Source organism: Rathayibacter sp. AY1G1 (assembly GCF_002932095.1).
In the GTDB taxonomy this organism is placed as follows: domain Bacteria; phylum Actinomycetota; class Actinomycetes; order Actinomycetales; family Microbacteriaceae; genus Rathayibacter.
Genome location: NZ_PSUZ01000019.1, coordinates 18,745 through 36,871, shown reverse-complemented (window position 1 = coordinate 36,871; position 18,127 = coordinate 18,745). Strand labels below are relative to the sequence as shown.

Below are 18,127 nucleotides of genomic sequence, written 5' to 3'. Positions count from 1 at the left end.
CGCTCGGAGGCCGCGCCCGCCGGAGCGGCGGGTCAGCGGAGGACCGACACCTCGTCGACGGTGTCGACCCGGGCGGCGGCGCGGACCTCGTCCGCCCGCCCCTCGGCGGCGAGCAGGCGGCCGGACTCGGACGCGGTGAGCAGATGCGCGCACGCCCGGCGCAGGCCCTCGTAGGACGCGCAGGCCACCGCGGCCTCGGGCGAGACGTGGTCGATGCCCAGCCCGATGAGCGCGTCGACGACGGCGCCGGCCGCCAGCTGGTCCTCCATCGCGAACCGCGCCGCTCCGCTGTCGTCGACGTCGCCGAGTGCGATCACGTTGACGCTGGTGCGCCCGCCGTTCTCGTGCTGGCGCTCCAGGATCCAGCGGGCGACGGCCGAGCGGTCGGTCAGGCCCGCGCGGACGACGCGGCCCTCCACTCCCCCGAGGTCGGGGCTCTCGCCTCCGGGCAGAGCGTCGACGAGCACCGTGACGTGGGCGGGGGCGAGCACGCGGAGGGCGCGGGCCCCCCACTCGAAGCGGATCTGGTAGGTCGACTGGTCGACGGAGGCGGCGGGAGCGGTCACCCTGACACGGTAGCGAGCCCCGGAGGCGCATACACGTCCGGGGCTCCGCGCGCACCCGGTTCCCGCGCAGGGGCGGGCGGAGGAGGATGTCCCTCGTGAAGGTGATGCTCAAGCACGTGCTCGACACCGACGCCGACTCCGCCTGGCGCGCCCTGCAGAGTCCGGCCGTGTTCCGGGAGGTGATGTCCCCGCTCCTGACCGCCGCGTCGCTGGACGAGGGCGGCTTCCGCCCGACCTGGGGGCTCGGCTCCCACGAGGTCGCGATGGATGCCCTCGGGATCGTGCCGATGGGCGCGCAGGAGATCGACCTCTCCTACCGCCGCGTCCCCTCGATGCCCGACGTGCGGATCCTGCGCGACAGCGGCGGGCCCCTCACCGGCTCCCTCCGCCTCATCACCGCGTGGGACCACCGCATGGCCGTGGCCCCGCTCCCTGACGGGCGCACGCTCTTCCGCGACCGCCTCGAGTTCTCGGCGGGCCTCGCCTCGGCCGCGCTCTGGCCGTCGATGTGGGCGTTCTGGCAGTGGCGCGGCATCCGCATCCGCTCCCTCGCCCCGTCCTGGCGCCACGATCTCGGTGCCGACACCCGCCCGCGCGGGGAGTCCGCCGCATGAGCCCCGACGGCGTCGCCGAGGAGGAGACCGAGCTGTCGCGCTCGGAGCTCCTGCGCCTCCAGTGGCCCTCCGCCGACGAGGAGGAGCAGGACGACGACGGCGTCTCGCCCCGCCGCCGCCTCACGACCGCGGTCGAGGTGTCGGACTGGCGCCGCCACGTCCAGGCCCTCTACGCGGAGGTGCGCCGGCTCTCGAACGTGGACCTGCTCGCCGCGCACGCGTCCTGGATCCGCGGGCGCAACGCGCTCTTCGCGCAGCACCCCTCCACCCCCCTCCTCCCGGCCGACCGCGCGCACTTCCGCTCGCTGCCGATCGCGCCCTACGACGCGGCCTGGCGCTTCGAGCTCGAGGTGGCTCCGGCCGAGGAGGCGCGGCGGATGGACGTGGAGACCGGCACCGACGGCACCGTCCCCTTCGAGCTGATCGGCACGGTCGAGGTGCCGGACGCCGGCAGCCTCGACGTCTGGCGCCTCGCGTCCTACGGAGGAGGACTGTTCCTGCCGGTCAAGGACGCCCTCGCGGGGACACCCGGCGGCACCTACGGCGGCGGCCGCTACCTCCTGGACACCGTGAAGGGCGCCGACCTCGGCCCGGGCTCCGCCCCGGGGACGCTGGTCCTCGACTTCAACTTCGCCTACAACCCCTCCTGCGCCTACGACCCGGCCTGGGCCTGCCCGCTCGCCCAGGCGGGCAACCGGCTGCCGGTCGAGGTGCCGGTCGGCGAGCGCTACCGGGGCTGACACCGACCCTGGACGTTCTCGGAGGGGCGGCCGATAGCCTCCGGGCGGCGCCGTCGTGCGCCGGAAAGCAGGAAAGCCGCATGCCCCGTCCCGTCCTCCTCGTCACCGGAACCTCCACCGGCATCGGCCGCGCCACCGCGATCGAGGCCGCGCGCGCGGGCTGGCGGGTGGTCGCCACCGTGCGGGATCCGGAGCGGGCGGAGGGCCTGCGCGCCGCCGCCGCCGAGGCACGCGTCGAGCTCGACCTGCGAGCGCTCGACGTGACCGACGCGGACTCCGTCGCCGGCTGCCTCCGCGCCGTGGAGGAGGAGCTCGGCGGTCTCGACGCCCTCGTGAACAACGCCGGAGCCGGCCACCTCGGCACCCTCGAGCTGGAGGATCCGGAGGAGCTGCGCCGCGTGATGGAGGTCAACTTCTTCGGCACCGTCGCGGTCACCCGCGCCGCGATGCCGATGCTGCGCTCGTCCCGCGGTCGCATCGTCACCGTCTCGAGCGTCGGCGGCGCGATCGGGCAGCCGTTCAACGAGGACTACTGCGCGGCGAAGTTCGCGGTCGAGGGGTTCTTCGAGGCGCTCGCCCCGGTCGCCGCCTCCGTCGGCGTCCACGTGTCGCTGATCGAGCCGGGAGCGGTCCGCAGCAGCTTCGTCGAGAACGTCGGCATCGACGCGGCGGCGATGCTCGCGCAGGCCGGCCCCTACTCGCCGGCGCTCGGCGCCTACCTCGACCGCGCCGCGTCGTCCTTCTCCTCGACCCACGCGCAGGACCCGTCCGACGTCGCCGCTGTCATCCTGAAGACCCTGCGCGACCCGGAGCCGGCCTTCCGCGTGCAGACCTCGGACTGGGCGGGCGACTTCGTCGGGACCAAGCTGAGCGACCGCGACGGCTCCCGCGTGCAGGCCGCGATGCGCCGATGGATCGGCATCCACTAGAGTGGGATGGTGCGAGCGCAGCGACTGCGCTCCCCCGCGTCGTAGAACGCCCCTTGTCCCCTAGGACTCTGACCGTCGAGGATCCGTCCCGACCATCTGGCGCACGTGCATGAGGCCCCCGGCCGCGCGCACCGAATCGTACGGCGAACGGATGTGACCACCGTCACCTTCGCCCGAACGCCGATCACCCGCGCCCCGGCCACCGCCCGCGCGTCCTCGATCGGCATGATGCCCCCGAAAGGCACCACTTCATGTCGAACACCCCCCTCTCCTTCAGCGCCCTCGGCGTGCCGGCCCCCCTCGTGGCCGCGCTCACCGCGAGCGGCATCACCGAGCCCTTCCCGATCCAGGTCGACACGCTGCCCGACACCCTCGGCGGACGCGACGTCCTCGGCCGCGGCAAGACCGGCTCCGGCAAGACCCTCGCCTTCTCCATCCCGATGATCGCCCGACTCGGCGGCTCGCTCGCCGGCGGACGCCGCCGCCCCGGCCGCCCGCTCGGACTCGTCCTCGCGCCGACCCGCGAGCTCGCCACGCAGATCACCGCCGCGATGCAGCCCCTCGCCGACGCGTACGGCATCGTCACCACCACGATCTTCGGAGGCGTCTCGCAGCAGCGCCAGGTCGCCGCGCTCAAGCAGGGCGTCGACATCGTCGTGGCCTGCCCGGGCCGCCTCGAGGACCTGATGAAGCAGGGCTTCGTGAACCTCGACGCCGTCGAGATCACCGTCCTCGACGAGGCCGACCACATGGCCGACCTCGGCTTCCTGCCGGTCGTCACGCGCATCCTCGACAAGACCCCCCGCGGCGGCCAGCGCCTGCTGTTCTCCGCGACGCTCGACAACGGCGTGGACAAGCTGGTCAAGAAGTACCTCCAGAACGAGGTGCTCCACTCGGTCGACGAGGCCAACTCCCCCGTCGCGCTGATGACCCACCACGTGTTCGAGGTCGACGGCCTCGACGCCAAGAACGCGCTCGTGAAGACCCTCGCGTCCGGCACCGGCCGCCGCATCCTCTTCATGCGCACCAAGCACCACGCGAAGAAGCTCGCCAAGCAGCTCACCGGCCAGGGCATCCCCGCGGTCGACCTGCACGGCAACCTCTCGCAGGTCGCCCGCGACCGGAACCTCGCCGCGTTCGGCGCCGGCACCGTCAAGGTCCTCGTCGCCACCGACGTCGCAGCCCGCGGCGTGCACGTCGACGACGTCGAGCTCGTCATCCACGTCGACCCGCCGATGGAGCACAAGGCGTACCTGCACCGCTCGGGCCGCACCGCCCGCGCCGGCAGCGAGGGAGACGTCGTCACCGTCGTCCTGCCCACGCAGCGCAGCGACGTGAAGACCCTCCTCCGCAAGGCCGCGATCCAGGTCGCGCCCCAGCAGGTGACGGCCGACTCGGCCGCCGTCGCGAAGCTCGTCGGCGACGTCGCTCCGTACGTCACCCCCAGCGCCGCCGTCGAGCCCGTCCGCGGCCAGTCGCAGGGCGGACGCTCGCAGGGCGCCAACGCGCAGCGCAAGCGCGCGGCCCGCACCGAGGGCACCGCCGCACCCCGCGGCGGACGCTCGACGGGTGCCGCGACCGGCGGAGGCGACCGCCCCCGCCGCGACCGCACCGCCGCCGAGGGACCCGCCCGCGGCGGCGCCCGCGGAGGCCGCAGCCGCTCGGCCGCCGGCGCCCCCTCGACCTCGGGCGGATCGCGCTCGTTCTACAGCACCGCGACCGGCGGAGCGGCCTCGGCCGCTCCCGCCCGCGAGTCCGCCGGCGGCGGCGCCCGCCGCGGCGGCCGCCGCGCGCAGGGCTGAGTCCGATTGTGCGCCGCGGAGCGGCGCACCGCAGTCGGCTTCAAGCACGGTTGCGATACGCAGAGCATGTCGCGACCGGGGGCTGAGCGTTCGGTGATCGCACGTCAACGCTCGTCCTGATCAGGACGCCGACATCACGAAGGGCCGGGGCCCGCGACTACTGGTCGCGGGCCCCGGCCCTTCGTCGTTCCCGCTTCACCTCTTCGAGCGGAGTCCCGCGCAGGGAGCTCCGGAAGTCCTCGCCGCGTCCTGATCAGGCGATTGCCTGCTGCGCCGTCATCGGGCAGGGGCGCCGCCTCGCCTCGCCCGGTCACGAAGGTCCCGTGGCGCGAGCCGGTCGGCCGAGCCGCATGCCGGCGAATCCAGGCGTACGCCCGACGCTCCAGCCGGCCCGCCATGCTTGCGAGCCGACCGCGGCGCGCCGCTATCGGCGCGCAGAAGGGAGCGCCGCGGCCGATCCGCGCCGCTAGGACAGGCGGCCGACGGAAGCGAGCGCGGCGCGGATCAGCGCGCCCCGCCCGCCCTCCATCTCGGCGGAGATCGCGTCGGAGCAGGCCTCGTCGGGGGTCATCCAGGTGAGCTCGAGGGCGTCCTGGCGGGGGTCGCAGGTGCCGGTGACGGGAACGACGTAGGCGAGGGAGACCGCGTGCTGGCGGTCGTCGGTGAACGGTCCCATGCCGGGCATCGGGAAGTACTCGGCGACGTGGAAGGGGAGCGGGCTCGCGGGGAGGAGGGGGAAGGCCATGGGGCCGAGATCCTTCTCGAGGTGGCGGAACAGCGCGTCGCGCAGCGTCTCGCCGTACATCACGCGGCCCGAGACGATCGTGCGGGTGATCTGGCCGGAGGGGGTCGCGCGCAGGAGCACACCGACCTCGGTGACCTGCCCGAGCCCGTCGACCCGGACGGGCACGGCCTCCACGTACAGCAGCGGGAGCCGCCGGCGGATCTCGGCGAGTTCGTCGTCGGACAGCCACCCGGAGTTCGGGTCAGGGGTGCGCACGCTCATGCAGCCATTCTCACCCTTCGCGGCTGGTGTTCCGACCGGCGGCGGCGATCCCGCACTCAGGGGGATGATGGTGCGATGGGAATCGACGCGAACGCGGTGCTGTGGTCCTCCTCCGAGCGCGACCGCGTCGGCAGGCCCCTCCTGGTGCTGCTGCACGGCTACGGCTCGCACGAGGGGGACCTGTTCTCGCTCGGCGCCTACCTGCCGCTGGAGCCGGTCCTCGCGTCCCTCCGGGCGCCTCTCGCCCTGGGCGGCGGGGCGAACGCGTGGTGGCCCCTCCGGGTGCCGCTGGTGCCTGACGAGCCGCGGGCCGATCCCGAGGCCGTCGAGGCGGCGGCGGCGGGCGTGATCGAGTGGCTCGACGCTTTGGAGCACCCGGGTCCGGTGGGGCTGCTGGGCTTCTCCCAGGGCGCCGCGCTGGCGGTGCAGCTGCTGCGGCGCGCGCCTGGCCGCTTCGCCTTCGCGGTCGCCCTGTCCGGGTTCGTGGTCCCGCTCGCCGAGGGCGACGACGCGGACGAGCGGCTCGCCCGCGAGCGTCCGCCGGTGTTCTGGGGCCGCGGGACGCTCGACACGGTGATCCCGGAGGAGCTCGTGCGGGACGCGGCGGCCTGGTTCCCGGAGCACACGGCGCTCGACGCCCGGGTCTACGAGGGCGTCGCCCATGGAGTCGGGCAGGACGAGCTCGCCGACATCAGCACGTTCGTGCGTCTCGGCTTCGCCTGACGGGCGGACTCCCCCGCGTCAAGGGCTCGCCCCCGGGCCGCGGCCCCGGCAATGTCGGAGGTGGCAGGGAGGATGGGTGCATGCCGGACGTCCTCGAGCGCTTCTCCCCCGCCACGCGCGCGTGGTTCGAGGGCGCGTTCCCGGCGCCGACCGCCGCCCAGGAGGGCGCCTGGTCGGCCATCTCGAGCGGAGCGCACGCCCTCGTGGTCGCTCCCACCGGCTCCGGCAAGACGCTCTCGGCCTTCCTCTGGGCGATCGACCGGCTCGTGCAGGGCCCGCCGCCGGAGGATCCGCAGCACCGCACGCGCGTGCTCTACGTCTCGCCGCTGAAGGCTCTCGGCGTCGACGTCGAGCGCAACCTCCGCTCGCCGCTCGTCGGCGTCACCCAGACGGCGCTGCGGCTGAGCGCCGAGGGCATCGGCAGCGCGCCGGCCACGGTCACCGTCGGGGTGCGGTCGGGAGACACGCCCGCCGCCGAGCGGCGCGTGCTGCAGAAGACGCCGCCGGACATCCTGATCACGACCCCCGAGTCGCTCTACCTCATGCTCACCTCGGCGGCGCGCGAGTCGCTCCGCGGCGTCGAGACGGTCATCGTCGACGAGGTCCACGCGGTCGCGTCGACCAAGCGCGGGGCGCACCTCGCCGTCTCCCTCGAGCGGCTCGACGCCCTGCTCCCGAAGCCGGTGCAGCGCATCGGCCTCTCGGCGACGGTGCGCCCGCGCGAGGAGGTGGCCCGGTTCCTCGCCGGCCGCTCCCCGGTCGCGATCGTGGCTCCGGCGTCCGAGAAGCAGTGGGACCTCAGCGTCGTCGTCCCGGTCGAGGACATGTCCGAGCTGGGGACGGCGGCTCCGCAGGACGGATCGACGATGGGGGCCACCGGTCCGCAGAGCGGGTCGATCTGGCCGCACGTCGAGGAGTCGATCGTCGACCGGGTCCTCGCGCACACCTCCTCCATCGTCTTCGCGAACTCCCGCCGTCTCGCCGAGCGGCTGACCGCCCGGCTCAACGAGATCTACGCCGAGCGCCGCGAGCTCGCCGCGGAGCGGGCGCGCGAGGCGGGCGAGCCCGTCGCCGTCGGGGCCCTGCTCGCCGAGGCGGCCTCCTCCTCCGTCCGCCGCTCCCCGGCCGAGGCGATGGGAGCGGCCGGGGGCACGAGCGGCAGCGGGCAGTCCGCGCCCGACGAGGAGCCGCTGCTCGCCCGCGCCCACCACGGCTCGGTGAGCAAGGAGCAGCGCGCGATCATCGAGGACGACCTGAAGTCCGGCCGCCTGCGCTGCGTGGTCGCGACCTCGAGCCTCGAGCTGGGGATCGACATGGGCGCCGTCGACCTCGTCGTCCAGGTCGAGACGCCGCCCTCGGTCGCGAGCGCCCTGCAGCGCGTGGGTCGAGCCGGCCACCAGGTCGGCGAGGTCTCGCGCGGGTCCTTCTACCCCAAGCACCGGGCCGACCTTCTCCACTCCGCCGTGACGACGGAGCGGATGCGCTCGGGCCTGATCGAGGCGATCGCCGTCCCCGCGAACCCGCTCGACATCCTCGCGCAGCAGACCGTCGCCGCGACCGCCCTCGAGAGCCTCGACGTGGACGACTGGTTCGACACCGTCCGCCGCAGCGCCCCCTTCGTGTCCCTGCCCCGCTCCGCCTACGAGGCGACCCTCGACCTCCTCTCGGGCCGCTACCCCTCCGACCAGTTCGCGGAGCTGCGGCCGCGCCTCGTCTGGGACCGCGACGCGAACACGCTCACCGGCCGGCCCGGCGCCCAGCGCCTCGCCGTCACCAGCGGCGGCACCATCCCCGACCGCGGGCTCTTCGGCGTATTCATGGTCGGCGAGCCGGGCTCGACCGGCAACCGCGTCGGAGAGCTTGACGAGGAGATGGTCTACGAGTCCCGCGTCGGCGACGTCTTCGCGCTCGGAGCCACCAGCTGGCGCATCCAGGAGATCACCTACGACCGCGTGATCGTGACGCCGGCGTTCGGCGAGCCCGGGCGCCTCCCGTTCTGGAAGGGCGACTCGCAGGGGCGCCCCGCCGAGCTCGGCGAGGCGATCGGGGCGTTCACCCGCGAGGTGGGCGCCGCCGCCCCCGAGACGGCGCGCGAGCGCTGCACGGCGGCCGGGCTCGACGAGTACGCGACCAACAACCTCCTCTCCTTCCTCGACGAGCAGCGCCTGGCCACCGGGCAGATCCCGGACGACCGCACCCTCGTGCTCGAGCGCTTCCGCGACGAGCTGGGCGACTGGCGGCTGGTGCTGCACTCCCCGTACGGGATGCAGGTGCACTCGCCGTGGGCGCTCGCCATCGGCGCCCGCGTCCGCGAGCGGCACGGCGTCGACGGAGCGGCGATGGCCGGGGACGACGGCATCGTCGTGCGGATCCCCGACACCGAGTCGGAGCCGCCGGGCTCCGAGCTGTTCCTGTTCGAGCGCGAGGAGCTGGAGCAGCTGGTCACGAGCGAGGTCGGCGGCTCCGCCCTCTTCGCCGCCCGGTTCCGCGAGTGCGCGGCGCGGGCGCTCCTGCTCCCGAGGTACAACCCGGGCAAGCGCTCCCCGCTCTGGCAGCAGCGGCAGCGGGCGGCGCAGCTCCTCGACGTCGCCCGCACCTACCCGACCTTCCCGATCATCCTCGAGACCGTCCGCGAGTGCCTCCAGGACGTCTACGACCTGCCCGCCCTGCTCCGGCTCGCCGCACGGCTGGACGGGCGCGAGCTGCGGATCCTCGAGGTCGAGACGCCGACCGCCAGTCCGTTCGCGCGGTCCATGCTCTTCGGCTACGTCGCTGCCTTCATGTACGAGGGCGACAGCCCGCTCGCCGAGCGCCGCGCGGCGGCGCTCTCGGTCGACGCGACGCTCCTCGGCGAGCTGCTCGGCCGGGCGGAGCTGCGCGAGCTGCTCGACCCGGCCGTCCTCGCGCAGATCGAGCGCGAGCTGCAGCGCGTCGAGCCCGAGCGCCGCCTCCGCGGGCTCGAGGGCGCCGCCGACCTGCTCCGGCTGCTCGGCCCGCTGACGCTCGACGAGCTCGGGGAGCGCCTGGTCGACGAGTCGGTCGCCTCGGCGGACGTCGCGAAGGCGCCCGCGATCGAGCGCGCGGTGCTCGAGGCCGACGTGGCCGCGCTCGTGAAGGCCAAGCGCGTCCTGCCCGTGGGCCTCGGCGGTGAGCAGCGGTACGCCGCGATGGAGGACGCCTCCCGGCTCCGCGACGCTCTCGGCGTGCCCCTGCCGATCGGCGTCCCCGTCGCCTTCATCGACCCGGTCCGCGATCCGCTCGGCGACCTCGTCGCCCGCTACGCGCGCACCCACGGCCCCTTCACCGCCGCCGCCGTCGCCACCCGCCTGGGCCTCGGAGTCGCGGTCGTCACCGACACCCTGCGCCGCCTCGCGGGCGAGCGCCGCGTCTCGGAGGGCGAGTTCCGCCCCACCGGCACCGGGACCGAGTGGTGCGATGCCGAGGTGCTGCGCCGCCTGCGCAGCCGCTCTCTCGCCGCGCTCCGCAAGGAGGTGGAGCCGGTGGACGCGGCCGCGTACGCCCGCTTCCTCCCCGCCTGGCAGCACGTCGGCGGCTCGCTCCGCGGTATCGACGGCGTGGCCTCCGTGATCGACCAGCTGGCCGGCGCGCCCATCCCCGCGTCCGCCTGGGAGTCGCTGATCCTGCCCGCCCGGGTGCGCGACTACTCCCCCGCGATGCTCGACGAGCTCACCGCGACCGGCGAGGTCCTCTGGGCCGGCGCGGGCACCCTGCCCGGCAACGACGGCTGGGTGAGCCTCCATCTCGCCGACACGGCAGGGCTGACCCTCCCCGTCCCCGCCGCCGAGTCCGTGACCCTGACCGAGCTCCAGCAGGAGATCGTCGGCGTGCTCGGCTCGGGCGGCGGCTACTTCTTCCGCCAGCTCTCCGACGCGGTCGGCTCCACCGACGACGCGGGCCTCGTCGAGGCCCTGTGGGAGCTGGTCTGGGCCGGGCTCGTCACGAACGACACCCTGGCGCCGCTGCGCACCCTCGTCGGCTCGACCGGCGGCGCCCACCGCCAGCCGCGCGCCCCCGCCCGCGCCCGCGCGCCCCGGGGCCGGATGACCGCCCGCCCCACGATGGCCACCCGCGTGGGGCCGCCGACCGCCGGCGGCCGCTGGTCGATCGTGCCGCTCGCGGAGTCGGACGCGACGATCCGCGGGCACGCGCTCGGCGAGACGCTGCTCGAGCGGTACGGGATCGTCACCCGCGGCTCCGTGCAGGCCGAGGGCGTCCTGGGCGGCTTCGCCCTCGCCTACAAGGTGCTGAGCGGCTTCGAGCAGCAGGGCCGCGCCCGGAGGGGCTACTTCATCGAGAAGCTGGGAGCAGCGCAGTTCGGCACAGCCGGCAGCGTCGACCGGCTCCGCACGTTCGCCCCGCAGGACGAGGCGCAGGAGCGCTCACGCCCGGTGCTCGCGCTGGCGGCGACCGACCCCGCCAATCCGTTCGGCGCCGCTCTGCCGTGGCCGCAGGGCGAGGGGCACCGCCCCGGTCGGAAGGCCGGCGCGCTGGTCGCCGTCGTCGACGGAGCGCTCGCGGTCTACCTCGAGCGCGGCGGCAAGACCGCCCTCACCTTCACCGCCGACGAGGCGGCCCTCGCCGACGCGGCCGCCTCCCTCTCGCAGCTGGTCCGCTCCCGCGGGGTCGAGAAGCTGACCGTCGAGAAGATCGACGGCGTCTTCGCGCTCGGCACGCCCTTCGGCGACGCCCTCGTCGCCGCCGGCTTCGTCGCGAATCCGCGCGGCCTGAGGATGCGCTCGTGAGCGCCGGAGGGAGCCCGCGTGCCCGAGGGTGACACCGTCTACCGATCCGCCCACAACCTCGCCGAGGCGCTGGACGGCGAGGTCCTCACCCGATGCGACGTCCGCGTGCCGAAGTACGCGACGGTCGACCTCACCGGCGAGACGATCGACGAGGTCGTCCCCCGCGGCAAGCACCTGCTGATGCGGGTCGGCGACGCGCTGATCCACTCCCACCTCAAGATGGAGGGGAGCTGGCACCTCTACGCCCGCGGCGAGGGCGAGCGGCCGAAGTGGCACCGGCCGGCGTTCCAGGCCCGGATCGTCCTCGAGACCGAGGACTGGCAGGCGGTCGGCTTCGAGCTCGGGCTCCTCGAGATCGTCCCGCGCTCGGCCGAGGAGGACGTGGTCGGCTATCTCGGCCCCGATCTGCTCGGCGCCGACTGGGACGCGCACGAGGCGCTGCGACGCCTGTCCGCCGATCCGGAGCGGCCGATCGGGCTCGCGCTGCTCGACCAGCGGATCATGGCCGGACTCGGCAACGTCTACCGCGCCGAGCTGTGCTTCCTGCGCGGCGTGCTGCCCACGCGCCCGGTCGGCGGGAGCGGCGACCTCGTGCGCACCATCGCGCTCGCGAAGCGGCTCATCACCGTGAACCGCGAGCGGATCGAGCGCACGACGACCGGCAACCTGCGCCCGGGCCAGCAGCTCTGGGTCTACGGCCGCGACCGCAAGCCGTGTCGGCGCTGCGGCACTCCGATCGAGCGCGGTGAGCTCGGCGACGACGAGCTGCAGCTGCGGGTCACCTACTGGTGCCCGCACTGCCAGAGCTGAGGGGCTACTCCTCGACCGCGGAGCGGCGCCCGGGGACGTGCTTCTCGTGGACGCCGACGTCCGTCAGGCGCTCGATGCGGTCGACGTGGCGGCCGGGCTCGCCGCCGTCCGCGACGATCCAGCTGCCGACGAGGAGGAACCCGTCGCGGCCGCCGGCCGTCAGCGGGCCCGTGATCGTGAACGACCCGAGCGCCGGAGTCGAGAACGCCACGCGCACCGTATCCCCGTGCTCGAGTCCCTCGGCCGAGCGCTCCCCGCCGACCTCGTCAGCGTCCGGAGCCAGGGCGATGCTCTGGATCTCGGTCCCCGTGCCGAGGAAGACGTCCGCGACGACGAGCTCGCCGCCGACGGCCTGCCGGACGACCCCCTCGATCCCGTAGAGGCCGTAGCGCGGGGAGCGGACGAGGACGCGCACCGAGTCGCCGATCGCGACCTCGGCGAGAGCACCCCGGATCGAGGCGACGTCCCTCCGCGCGGGAGGAGCGGACAGGGCGTCGAGGATCGGGCTGGGCATCCGATCAGGGTAGCCGCTCCGGGAGCGCACCCGCCCGGCGGATCGGCGGCGGATCCCGGGCGGCCGGGGCGCCAGGTCGCATCGGCCGCCGTCGCCGCGCGCGACCGGCGGAGCGCCGGCCGGAAGGCTCCGGCACCGCGGGACCCCGGCACTGCGGAGACACCGGCACCGCCGGGAGACGCCGGTACTGCGGCAGGCACAGGCACCGCCGGGAACGACGAAGGCCCCGCCTGAGCGGGGCCTTCGGACGATGCGGAGTCGGTGGGATTTGAACCCACGGAACCCAATAGAGGGTTCTCCACCTTAGCAGGGTGGTGCACTCGACCGGACTATGCGACGACTCCTGAGCGCCCGCTGGCGGACGCACGACGACCATCATAACCGCACGCGCGAGGGCCTCGCGACACGGGCGCCCGCCCCTCCGCGGGAAGGCGGGAAGCCGCCTACTGGTCCGACAGGGGCCGGCCGATCGTGCAGGTCTCCTGCTGCGCCGTCTGCCCGGAGACGTCGCTCGGGAGGGTGACCGGCCCGTCGGGTGCGCTCGTCGCGGGGGCGTCGGTCGCGGGGGCGTCGGTGGCCGGCGACTCCGTGGCCGCCGGAGCATTGGTCGCCCCGGGCTCCTCCCCCGTCGACTGCGAGCCGCCGCCGGTGGTGCCGCTCAGCGCGATCGGCTGGTCGGCGAGGAGCGCCGCGTTCAGCGCCGCCGCCGCGTCCTCGCTGGGGTACACGCCGTTGCCGTCGATGAAGGTCGGGTACTGCACGAAGACCACGTTCGCGAGGTCGACGTCCTTCACCGCGAGGCCGATCGACACGAGGGTGTTCACGTTCTCGAGCGAGGTGGAGAGCTGCATGTTCGAGACGGCCGCCTTCGCGAGGCCGTAGAGGTTCACCGGGTTCGAGAGCGTCGACGCGCTCTTCACCTTGCGCACCAGCGATGAGAGGTACACCTGCTGGCTCGAGATGCGGGTGAGGTCGCTGCCGTCGCCGACGCCGTGCCGGGTGCGGAGGAACGCCAGCGCCTCGGCGCCGACGAGCGTGTGCGTGCCCGCGTCGAGGTTCAGCCCCGTGTACTCGTCCTGGATCGGGGTGGCGACGCAGACGTCCACTCCGCCGACCGCGTTCGACATCTCGATGACGCCCTCGAACTGGATGAGCGCCGCGTAGGGGATCTCGAGCCCGGTCAGCTGCTCGACCGTCTGCACGGTGCACGCCAGCCCGCCGGCCTCGAGCGAGGTGTTGATCTTCGCCGAGTCCACCGCGTCCGAGACGGCGCCGGTGGCCGGGTCGGTGCAGGAGGGGATCGGGACGTAGAGGTCGCGGGGGAAGCTGACGACCTCCACGGTCGAGTGGTCGGCCGAGATGTGCATGAGCATCGTGACGTCGTTGAGGTTCTCGGCACGCTCGCCGTAGGCCCCGGCGGCCGATCCGTCGGCGCTGTCGCTGCCGGCGAGCAGGATGTTGACGCCGCCCTCGATCGCCCCGATCTCGGGCACGTCGCCTCCGCCCGAGTCGATCCCTAGGTCGACGGACGGACGCGCGCTCCCGGCGATCAGCGAGGCGGCGATCGCCACGATGCAGACCGCGCTGAGCACGCCGACGCCCACGCAGGCTGCGAGGATCCGCGCGGCGAAGCGCACGCCGCTCGGGCGGCGCAGGCGGCCGTGCCGTGCTGCTGTGGTCCGGGTGGACGCGCGTTCGCTCATCGGGTCGTACTCTCTCTCGGCTGCGGGACGCGTGTCGTCCCGGAGTCAGCGCGCGAGGTGGAGAGCACCCGTGGTGCCGCCCGCCCTCGGCTCAGCCGAAGAAGCCGACCGAGCAGGTCTGCTGGTCGGCGCTCTGGCCGGTGACCGATTCTGGCAGGGCAACCTTGGATCCGTCCTCGGGAGTCGCTGCAGGAGTGCCGGGTGCCGCCTCGGCCGTCGCCAGCGGATCCGCGGTCGCCGGGCCCGACGGAGCGGCGGTGTCGGCCGGGGCCGCCGCCTCGCCCTCCACGGTCGCGCCGGCGCCCGTGCCGCCGGTGATGGCGATCGGCTGATCGGTCTGCAGGGCGCTCGCCAGGACGTCGCCCGCGGCGCGGTCCGGCTCCACTCCGCTCGGAGTCGCCCCGGTCGGGTACTGCGCGAAGACGACGTCCGCGAGGTCGACGTCCTTCAGCGCGAGTCCCATCTGGACCATCGTGTTCACGTTGTCGAGACCGGTCGAGAGCGTCATGTTGCCGAGCGCCGCCTTCGCGAGACCGTAGAGCGCGACCGGGTTGAGGAGGGTGTCCGCGCTCTTGATCCGGCGCACGAGCGCCGAGAGGAAGACCTGCTGGTTGCTGATGCGGGTCAGGTCGCTGCCGTCGCCGATGCCGTGGCGGCTGCGGAGGAACTGCAGCGCCGCCATGCCCTCGAGCGAGTGCACGCCCGGCTCGAGGTAGGTGTTCGTGTAGGGGTCCGCGATCTCGGTCGCGACGCAGACGTCGACTCCGCCGACCGCGTTCGACATCTCGATCACGCCGTTGAACTGCACGACCGCGCCGTAGTCGACCCGGACGCCCATGAGGTCCTCGACGACCCCCGCCACGCAGCCGAGGCTGACGTCGCTGCCCATCGCCTCGTTGATCTTGGTGTCGTACCGGGCGGGGATCGTCTCACCCGTGGCGGCGTTCACGCACTCCGGGATGTCGACGTACATGTCGCGGGGGAAGCTCACGACCGTCGCGTTGCTGTGGTCGGCCGAGACGTGCATCAGCATGTTGACGTCGTTGAGGACGCTCGTCTCCTCGTCGGGGTCGCCGTAGGCGTCGCCCTGGCCCTTCCGCGAGTCGCTGCCGACGACGAGGACGTTGAAGCCGCCCTCCAGTGCGCCGATCTCCGGGGCGCCTCCGGCCTCGACGCTGGAGCCGGCCGCGCCCGGGTGCAGGTCGACCGAGGGCTGCACGGACTGGACGATCAGCGTCGCCGCGATCGCGACCACCGACACCGAGGCGACCACGCCGACACCGCCCACGAGGGCGGCTCCCTTCACCAGGGTCCGCGCGAGGGTGTGCCGCTTCTGGCGGCCGTGCCGCACGAAGGGGCGCGGCGTGCGCGGAGTGTCGCGAGTCTGTGTCGAAGGGCCCGTGCGGCGCATCCGTCTCCCGGTGTCGAGGCGTCAGTGGTGCGGAGGTGAGGGCCGGGCGTCGATCCCGGGCGTCGCGCAATCCTATACAGAGGGGTGGCGCGTTCCGAAGGAGAGCGGGCGGCCCTCCGTCGTCGCGCGCCAGGACGGGCGTCGGAAGGCGCCGGCGGGAAGCGACGCGAAGAACGGGACTCCGCGGCGGACGGCGTGGCGGAGGGCGTGGGATTCGAACCCACGAGACGTTTCCGCCCACCAGTTTTCAAGACTGGCTCCATCGGCCGCTCGGACAGCCCTCCCGGCCGCTCCCGCAGGAGCGACACCCGATAGTAACCGCCGAGCGCGCGGGACCGTGGTCAGCGCAGCGCCGAGAGCGCGACCGCCACGCCGTCCTGGTGGACCGAGGGGATCACGGCGGAAGCCACGGCCCGCACCTCGTCGGGCGCCTGCCCCATCGCGAGCCCTGCGCCCTCGGCGGCGGCCCAGGTGAGCATCTCGATGTCGTTGCGGCCGTCGCCCAGCGCGACCACGTCGCTCCGCTCGATGCCCAGCTCCTCGCGGACGACCTCGAGCGCGGTGGACTTGTTGACGCCGTGCGGGGCGATGTCGAGCCAGGCGGTCCAGCCGATCGCGTAGCTGACCTGGTGCAGGCCCATCTCCTCGACCAGGGAAGTGAACTCCTCGATCCCGGTCTCGGGCGAGATCACGACGACGCGGGTGCACAGCCGACCGAGCAGCTCCTCGAAGGGGACGTGGGTCGTCTCGGCACCCATCACGGCACCACCCGGGAACGCCTCGGTGTAGAAGAAGGCGCCGTCCGCGTCCTCGACGGCGTAATGCGCGTCGGGGAGGGAGCGGCGGATGGTCTCCAGGACCTCCGTCGGGTCGAAGGTCTCGACCGTCTCGGGGACGTAGGCACCGGACTCGTCCCGGCGGAGCGTGACCGCTCCGTTGCAGCAGATCACGTACTCGGGCGAGATCCCGAGGCGCTCGACGACCGGCAGGGTGGAGGAGGGCGAGCGCCCGGTGGCGAGCATCACCTCGTCGCCCTGGGCGGCCACGCGGGTGATCGCGTCCGTCACTGCGCGGGTGATGGTGCCGTCCTCGTGCATGACGGTGCCGTCGATGTCGAGGGCGACGAGGCGGCGGCCGGAGGCGTGGGCCGCGCTCATGCGACGGGCTCGAGCACCTCGAGGCCGCCGAGGTGGGGCCGCAGCGCCTCGGGGACGAGCACCGAGCCGTCCGCCCGCTGGTGGGTCTCGAGGAGGGCGACGATCCAGCGGGTGGTCGCGAGCGTGCCGTTGAGGGTGGCGACCGGAGCCGTCTTCCCCGACTCGGTGCGGTAGCGGGTGTCGAGGCGGCGGGCCTGGAACGTGGTGCAGTTCGAGGTCGAGGTCAGCTCGCGGTAGGTCTCCTGCGTGGGGACCCACGCCTCCACGTCGAACTTGCGCGCCGCGCTCTGGCCGAGGTCGCCGGCCGCCGTGTCGATGACGCGGTAGTGCAGGCCGAGGCTCTGCAGGACGTCCTCCTGGTACGAGAGGAGGCGCGCGTGCTCCGCCTCGGCGTCCTCGGGGAGGGTGTAGACGAACATCTCGAGCTTGCTGAACTGGTGCACGCGGATGATGCCGCGGGTGTCCCGTCCGCCCGAGCCCGCCTCGCGGCGGTAGCAGGTGCTCCAGCCCGCGTAGCGCTTCGCGCCGCCGGAGAGGTCGAGGATCTCGTCGGCGTGGTAGCCGGCGAGGGCGACCTCGCTGGTGCCGGTGAGGTAGAGGTCGTCGTCGCGGAGGCGGTACACCTCGTCGTCGTGCTCGCCGAGGAAGCCGGTGCCGTCCATGATCTCGGGGCGCACGAGGGTCGGCGTGATCAGCGGGGTGAAGCCGGCGGCGAGCGCCTTCTCGAGGCCCAGGTTCATCAGCGCGATCTCGAGGCGGGCGACCAGGCCCTTGAGGAAGTAGAAGCGCGCGCCGCTGACCTTCGCGCCGCGCTGCATGTCGATGCCGTCCAGCAGCTCGCCGAGCTCGAGGTGGTCGCGCGGGGCGAAGTCGAAGACGGGGCGCTCGCCGACCGTCCTGACGAGCTCGAACGACTCCTCGCCGCCCGCGGGGACGCCCTCGATGATCGGGTTGGCGATGCGCTTCACCAGCACGGTGAAGGCGTCGTCGGCCTCGGACGCCTCCTGCTGGGCCTGCTTGGCGGCGGCGGCGAGGCGCTGGGCCTCGGCGACGAGGGCCGCCTTCTCGTCCTTCGGAGCCTTGGCGACGGTCTTGCCGAAGGCGTTCTGCTCGGCCCGGAGCCGCTCCGCCTCGGTGATCGCCGCACGGCGCACGCGGTCGGCCTCGAGCGCCTCGTCGACCAGCTCGACGGAGTCGCCGCGCGCCTGCTGCGAGCGCTTCAGGACGTCCGGGTTCTCGCGCAGAAGTACGGGATCAATCACCCCAGCAGTGTAGAGGAGGGCAGGGACGGGCCGCCGCCCGCGCGTACCCCCGGGGCCGGCTGAGCATCGGCCGCGAGGAGGCATCCGATCGCGCGGACGGCTGCGAATCTGAGTCATCCCCCGAGAA

Annotated in this window: 14 protein-coding genes and 2 tRNA genes; 7 read left to right on the top strand and 9 right to left on the bottom strand. The window is 73.8% G+C overall.

From position 1 onward, the window contains the following. Positions 1–32: 32 nt before the first annotated feature. Positions 33–566: a 2-phosphosulfolactate phosphatase gene (locus C5C36_RS11655; protein ID WP_104263211.1), complete on the bottom strand. Its 534-nt coding sequence runs from the start codon at positions 564–566 to the stop codon at positions 33–35. 86 nt (positions 567–652) lie between these two features. Between C5C36_RS11655 and C5C36_RS11650 the strand changes: the two genes are divergently transcribed. From C5C36_RS11650 to C5C36_RS11635, 4 genes are all read left to right on the top strand, one after another. After that, the gene (locus C5C36_RS11650) at positions 653–1,180 is read left to right on the top strand and encodes a hypothetical protein (protein WP_244248113.1); all 528 of its coding nucleotides are present in this window, start codon (positions 653–655) and stop codon (positions 1,178–1,180) included. After that, positions 1,177–1,920, top strand: coding sequence for a DUF1684 domain-containing protein (locus C5C36_RS11645; RefSeq protein WP_104260906.1), 744 nt, complete (start codon positions 1,177–1,179; stop codon positions 1,918–1,920). The genes C5C36_RS11650 and C5C36_RS11645 overlap by 4 nt, the downstream gene beginning before the upstream one ends. Positions 1,921–2,000: 80 nt before the next feature. Further along, positions 2,001–2,849, top strand: coding sequence for an SDR family oxidoreductase (locus C5C36_RS11640; RefSeq protein WP_104309790.1), 849 nt, complete (start codon positions 2,001–2,003; stop codon positions 2,847–2,849). Between the two features lie 251 nt (positions 2,850–3,100). After that, positions 3,101–4,651 (top strand): DEAD/DEAH box helicase, encoded by a 1,551-nt coding sequence (locus C5C36_RS11635; protein WP_104309789.1) that lies wholly within the window; start codon positions 3,101–3,103, stop codon positions 4,649–4,651. A 466-nt stretch (positions 4,652–5,117) separates the two neighbouring features. On the opposite strand, the gene C5C36_RS11630 is transcribed toward C5C36_RS11635, so the two are convergent. Then, the gene (locus C5C36_RS11630; protein ID WP_104225113.1) at positions 5,118–5,657 is read right to left on the bottom strand and encodes an NUDIX hydrolase family protein; all 540 of its coding nucleotides are present in this window, start codon (positions 5,655–5,657) and stop codon (positions 5,118–5,120) included. 75 nt (positions 5,658–5,732) lie between these two features. On the opposite strand from C5C36_RS11630, the gene C5C36_RS11625 reads away from it, so the two are divergent. From C5C36_RS11625 to C5C36_RS11615, 3 genes are all read left to right on the top strand, one after another. Beyond that, positions 5,733–6,380 (top strand): alpha/beta hydrolase, encoded by a 648-nt coding sequence (locus tag C5C36_RS11625; protein ID WP_104263213.1) that lies wholly within the window; start codon positions 5,733–5,735, stop codon positions 6,378–6,380. Positions 6,381–6,460: 80 nt separating this feature from the next. Continuing rightward, positions 6,461–11,143 (top strand): ATP-dependent helicase, encoded by a 4,683-nt coding sequence (locus C5C36_RS11620; RefSeq protein WP_104263214.1) that lies wholly within the window; start codon positions 6,461–6,463, stop codon positions 11,141–11,143. Between the two features lie 18 nt (positions 11,144–11,161). After that, the gene (locus C5C36_RS11615) at positions 11,162–11,953 is read left to right on the top strand and encodes a DNA-formamidopyrimidine glycosylase family protein (RefSeq protein WP_104247584.1); all 792 of its coding nucleotides are present in this window, start codon (positions 11,162–11,164) and stop codon (positions 11,951–11,953) included. A 4-nt stretch (positions 11,954–11,957) separates the two neighbouring features. On the opposite strand, the gene C5C36_RS11610 is transcribed toward C5C36_RS11615, so the two are convergent. The 7 genes from C5C36_RS11610 to serS all read right to left on the bottom strand — a co-directional run bounded on the left by C5C36_RS11610 (position 11,958) and on the right by serS (position 18,000). Then, positions 11,958–12,467, bottom strand: coding sequence for a hypothetical protein (locus C5C36_RS11610; protein WP_104226774.1), 510 nt, complete (start codon positions 12,465–12,467; stop codon positions 11,958–11,960). 253 nt (positions 12,468–12,720) lie between these two features. Further along, positions 12,721–12,811, bottom strand: a tRNA-Ser gene (locus C5C36_RS11605). Positions 12,812–12,910: 99 nt separating this feature from the next. Continuing rightward, on the bottom strand, positions 12,911–14,170 hold the full coding sequence (locus C5C36_RS11600) for an LCP family protein (RefSeq protein WP_104226775.1): 1,260 nt from the start codon (positions 14,168–14,170) through the stop codon (positions 12,911–12,913). A 91-nt stretch (positions 14,171–14,261) separates the two neighbouring features. Beyond that, positions 14,262–15,521: an LCP family protein gene (locus tag C5C36_RS11595; protein WP_258063535.1), complete on the bottom strand. Its 1,260-nt coding sequence runs from the start codon at positions 15,519–15,521 to the stop codon at positions 14,262–14,264. Between the two features lie 256 nt (positions 15,522–15,777). Continuing rightward, a tRNA-Ser gene (locus C5C36_RS11590) sits at positions 15,778–15,865 on the bottom strand. A gap of 57 nt (positions 15,866–15,922) precedes the next feature. Next, positions 15,923–16,738 (bottom strand): HAD family hydrolase, encoded by an 816-nt coding sequence (locus C5C36_RS11585; RefSeq protein WP_104309788.1) that lies wholly within the window; start codon positions 16,736–16,738, stop codon positions 15,923–15,925. Further along, positions 16,735–18,000, bottom strand: coding sequence for a serine--tRNA ligase (gene serS, locus C5C36_RS11580; RefSeq protein WP_104309787.1), 1,266 nt, complete (start codon positions 17,998–18,000; stop codon positions 16,735–16,737). The genes C5C36_RS11585 and serS overlap by 4 nt, the downstream gene beginning before the upstream one ends. Positions 18,001–18,127 lie beyond the last annotated feature (127 nt).

What these genes read in the sequence shown, in the direction of transcription:
- C5C36_RS11650 (WP_244248113.1), top strand. Translation starts at nt 653, where the DNA reads ATGTCCCTCGTGAAGGTGATGCTCAAGCACGTGCTCGACACCGACGCC.
- C5C36_RS11645 (WP_104260906.1), top strand. Translation starts at nt 1,177, where the DNA reads ATGAGCCCCGACGGCGTCGCCGAGGAGGAGACCGAGCTGTCGCGCTCG.
- C5C36_RS11640 (WP_104309790.1), top strand. Translation starts at nt 2,001, where the DNA reads ATGCCCCGTCCCGTCCTCCTCGTCACCGGAACCTCCACCGGCATCGGC.
- C5C36_RS11635 (WP_104309789.1), top strand. Translation starts at nt 3,101, where the DNA reads ATGTCGAACACCCCCCTCTCCTTCAGCGCCCTCGGCGTGCCGGCCCCC.
- C5C36_RS11630 (WP_104225113.1), bottom strand. Translation starts at nt 5,657, where the DNA reads ATGAGCGTGCGCACCCCTGACCCGAACTCCGGGTGGCTGTCCGACGAC.
- C5C36_RS11625 (WP_104263213.1), top strand. Translation starts at nt 5,733, where the DNA reads ATGGGAATCGACGCGAACGCGGTGCTGTGGTCCTCCTCCGAGCGCGAC.
- C5C36_RS11620 (WP_104263214.1), top strand. Translation starts at nt 6,461, where the DNA reads ATGCCGGACGTCCTCGAGCGCTTCTCCCCCGCCACGCGCGCGTGGTTC.
- C5C36_RS11610 (WP_104226774.1), bottom strand. Translation starts at nt 12,467, where the DNA reads ATGCCCAGCCCGATCCTCGACGCCCTGTCCGCTCCTCCCGCGCGGAGG.
- C5C36_RS11600 (WP_104226775.1), bottom strand. Translation starts at nt 14,170, where the DNA reads ATGAGCGAACGCGCGTCCACCCGGACCACAGCAGCACGGCACGGCCGC.
- C5C36_RS11585 (WP_104309788.1), bottom strand. Translation starts at nt 16,738, where the DNA reads ATGAGCGCGGCCCACGCCTCCGGCCGCCGCCTCGTCGCCCTCGACATC.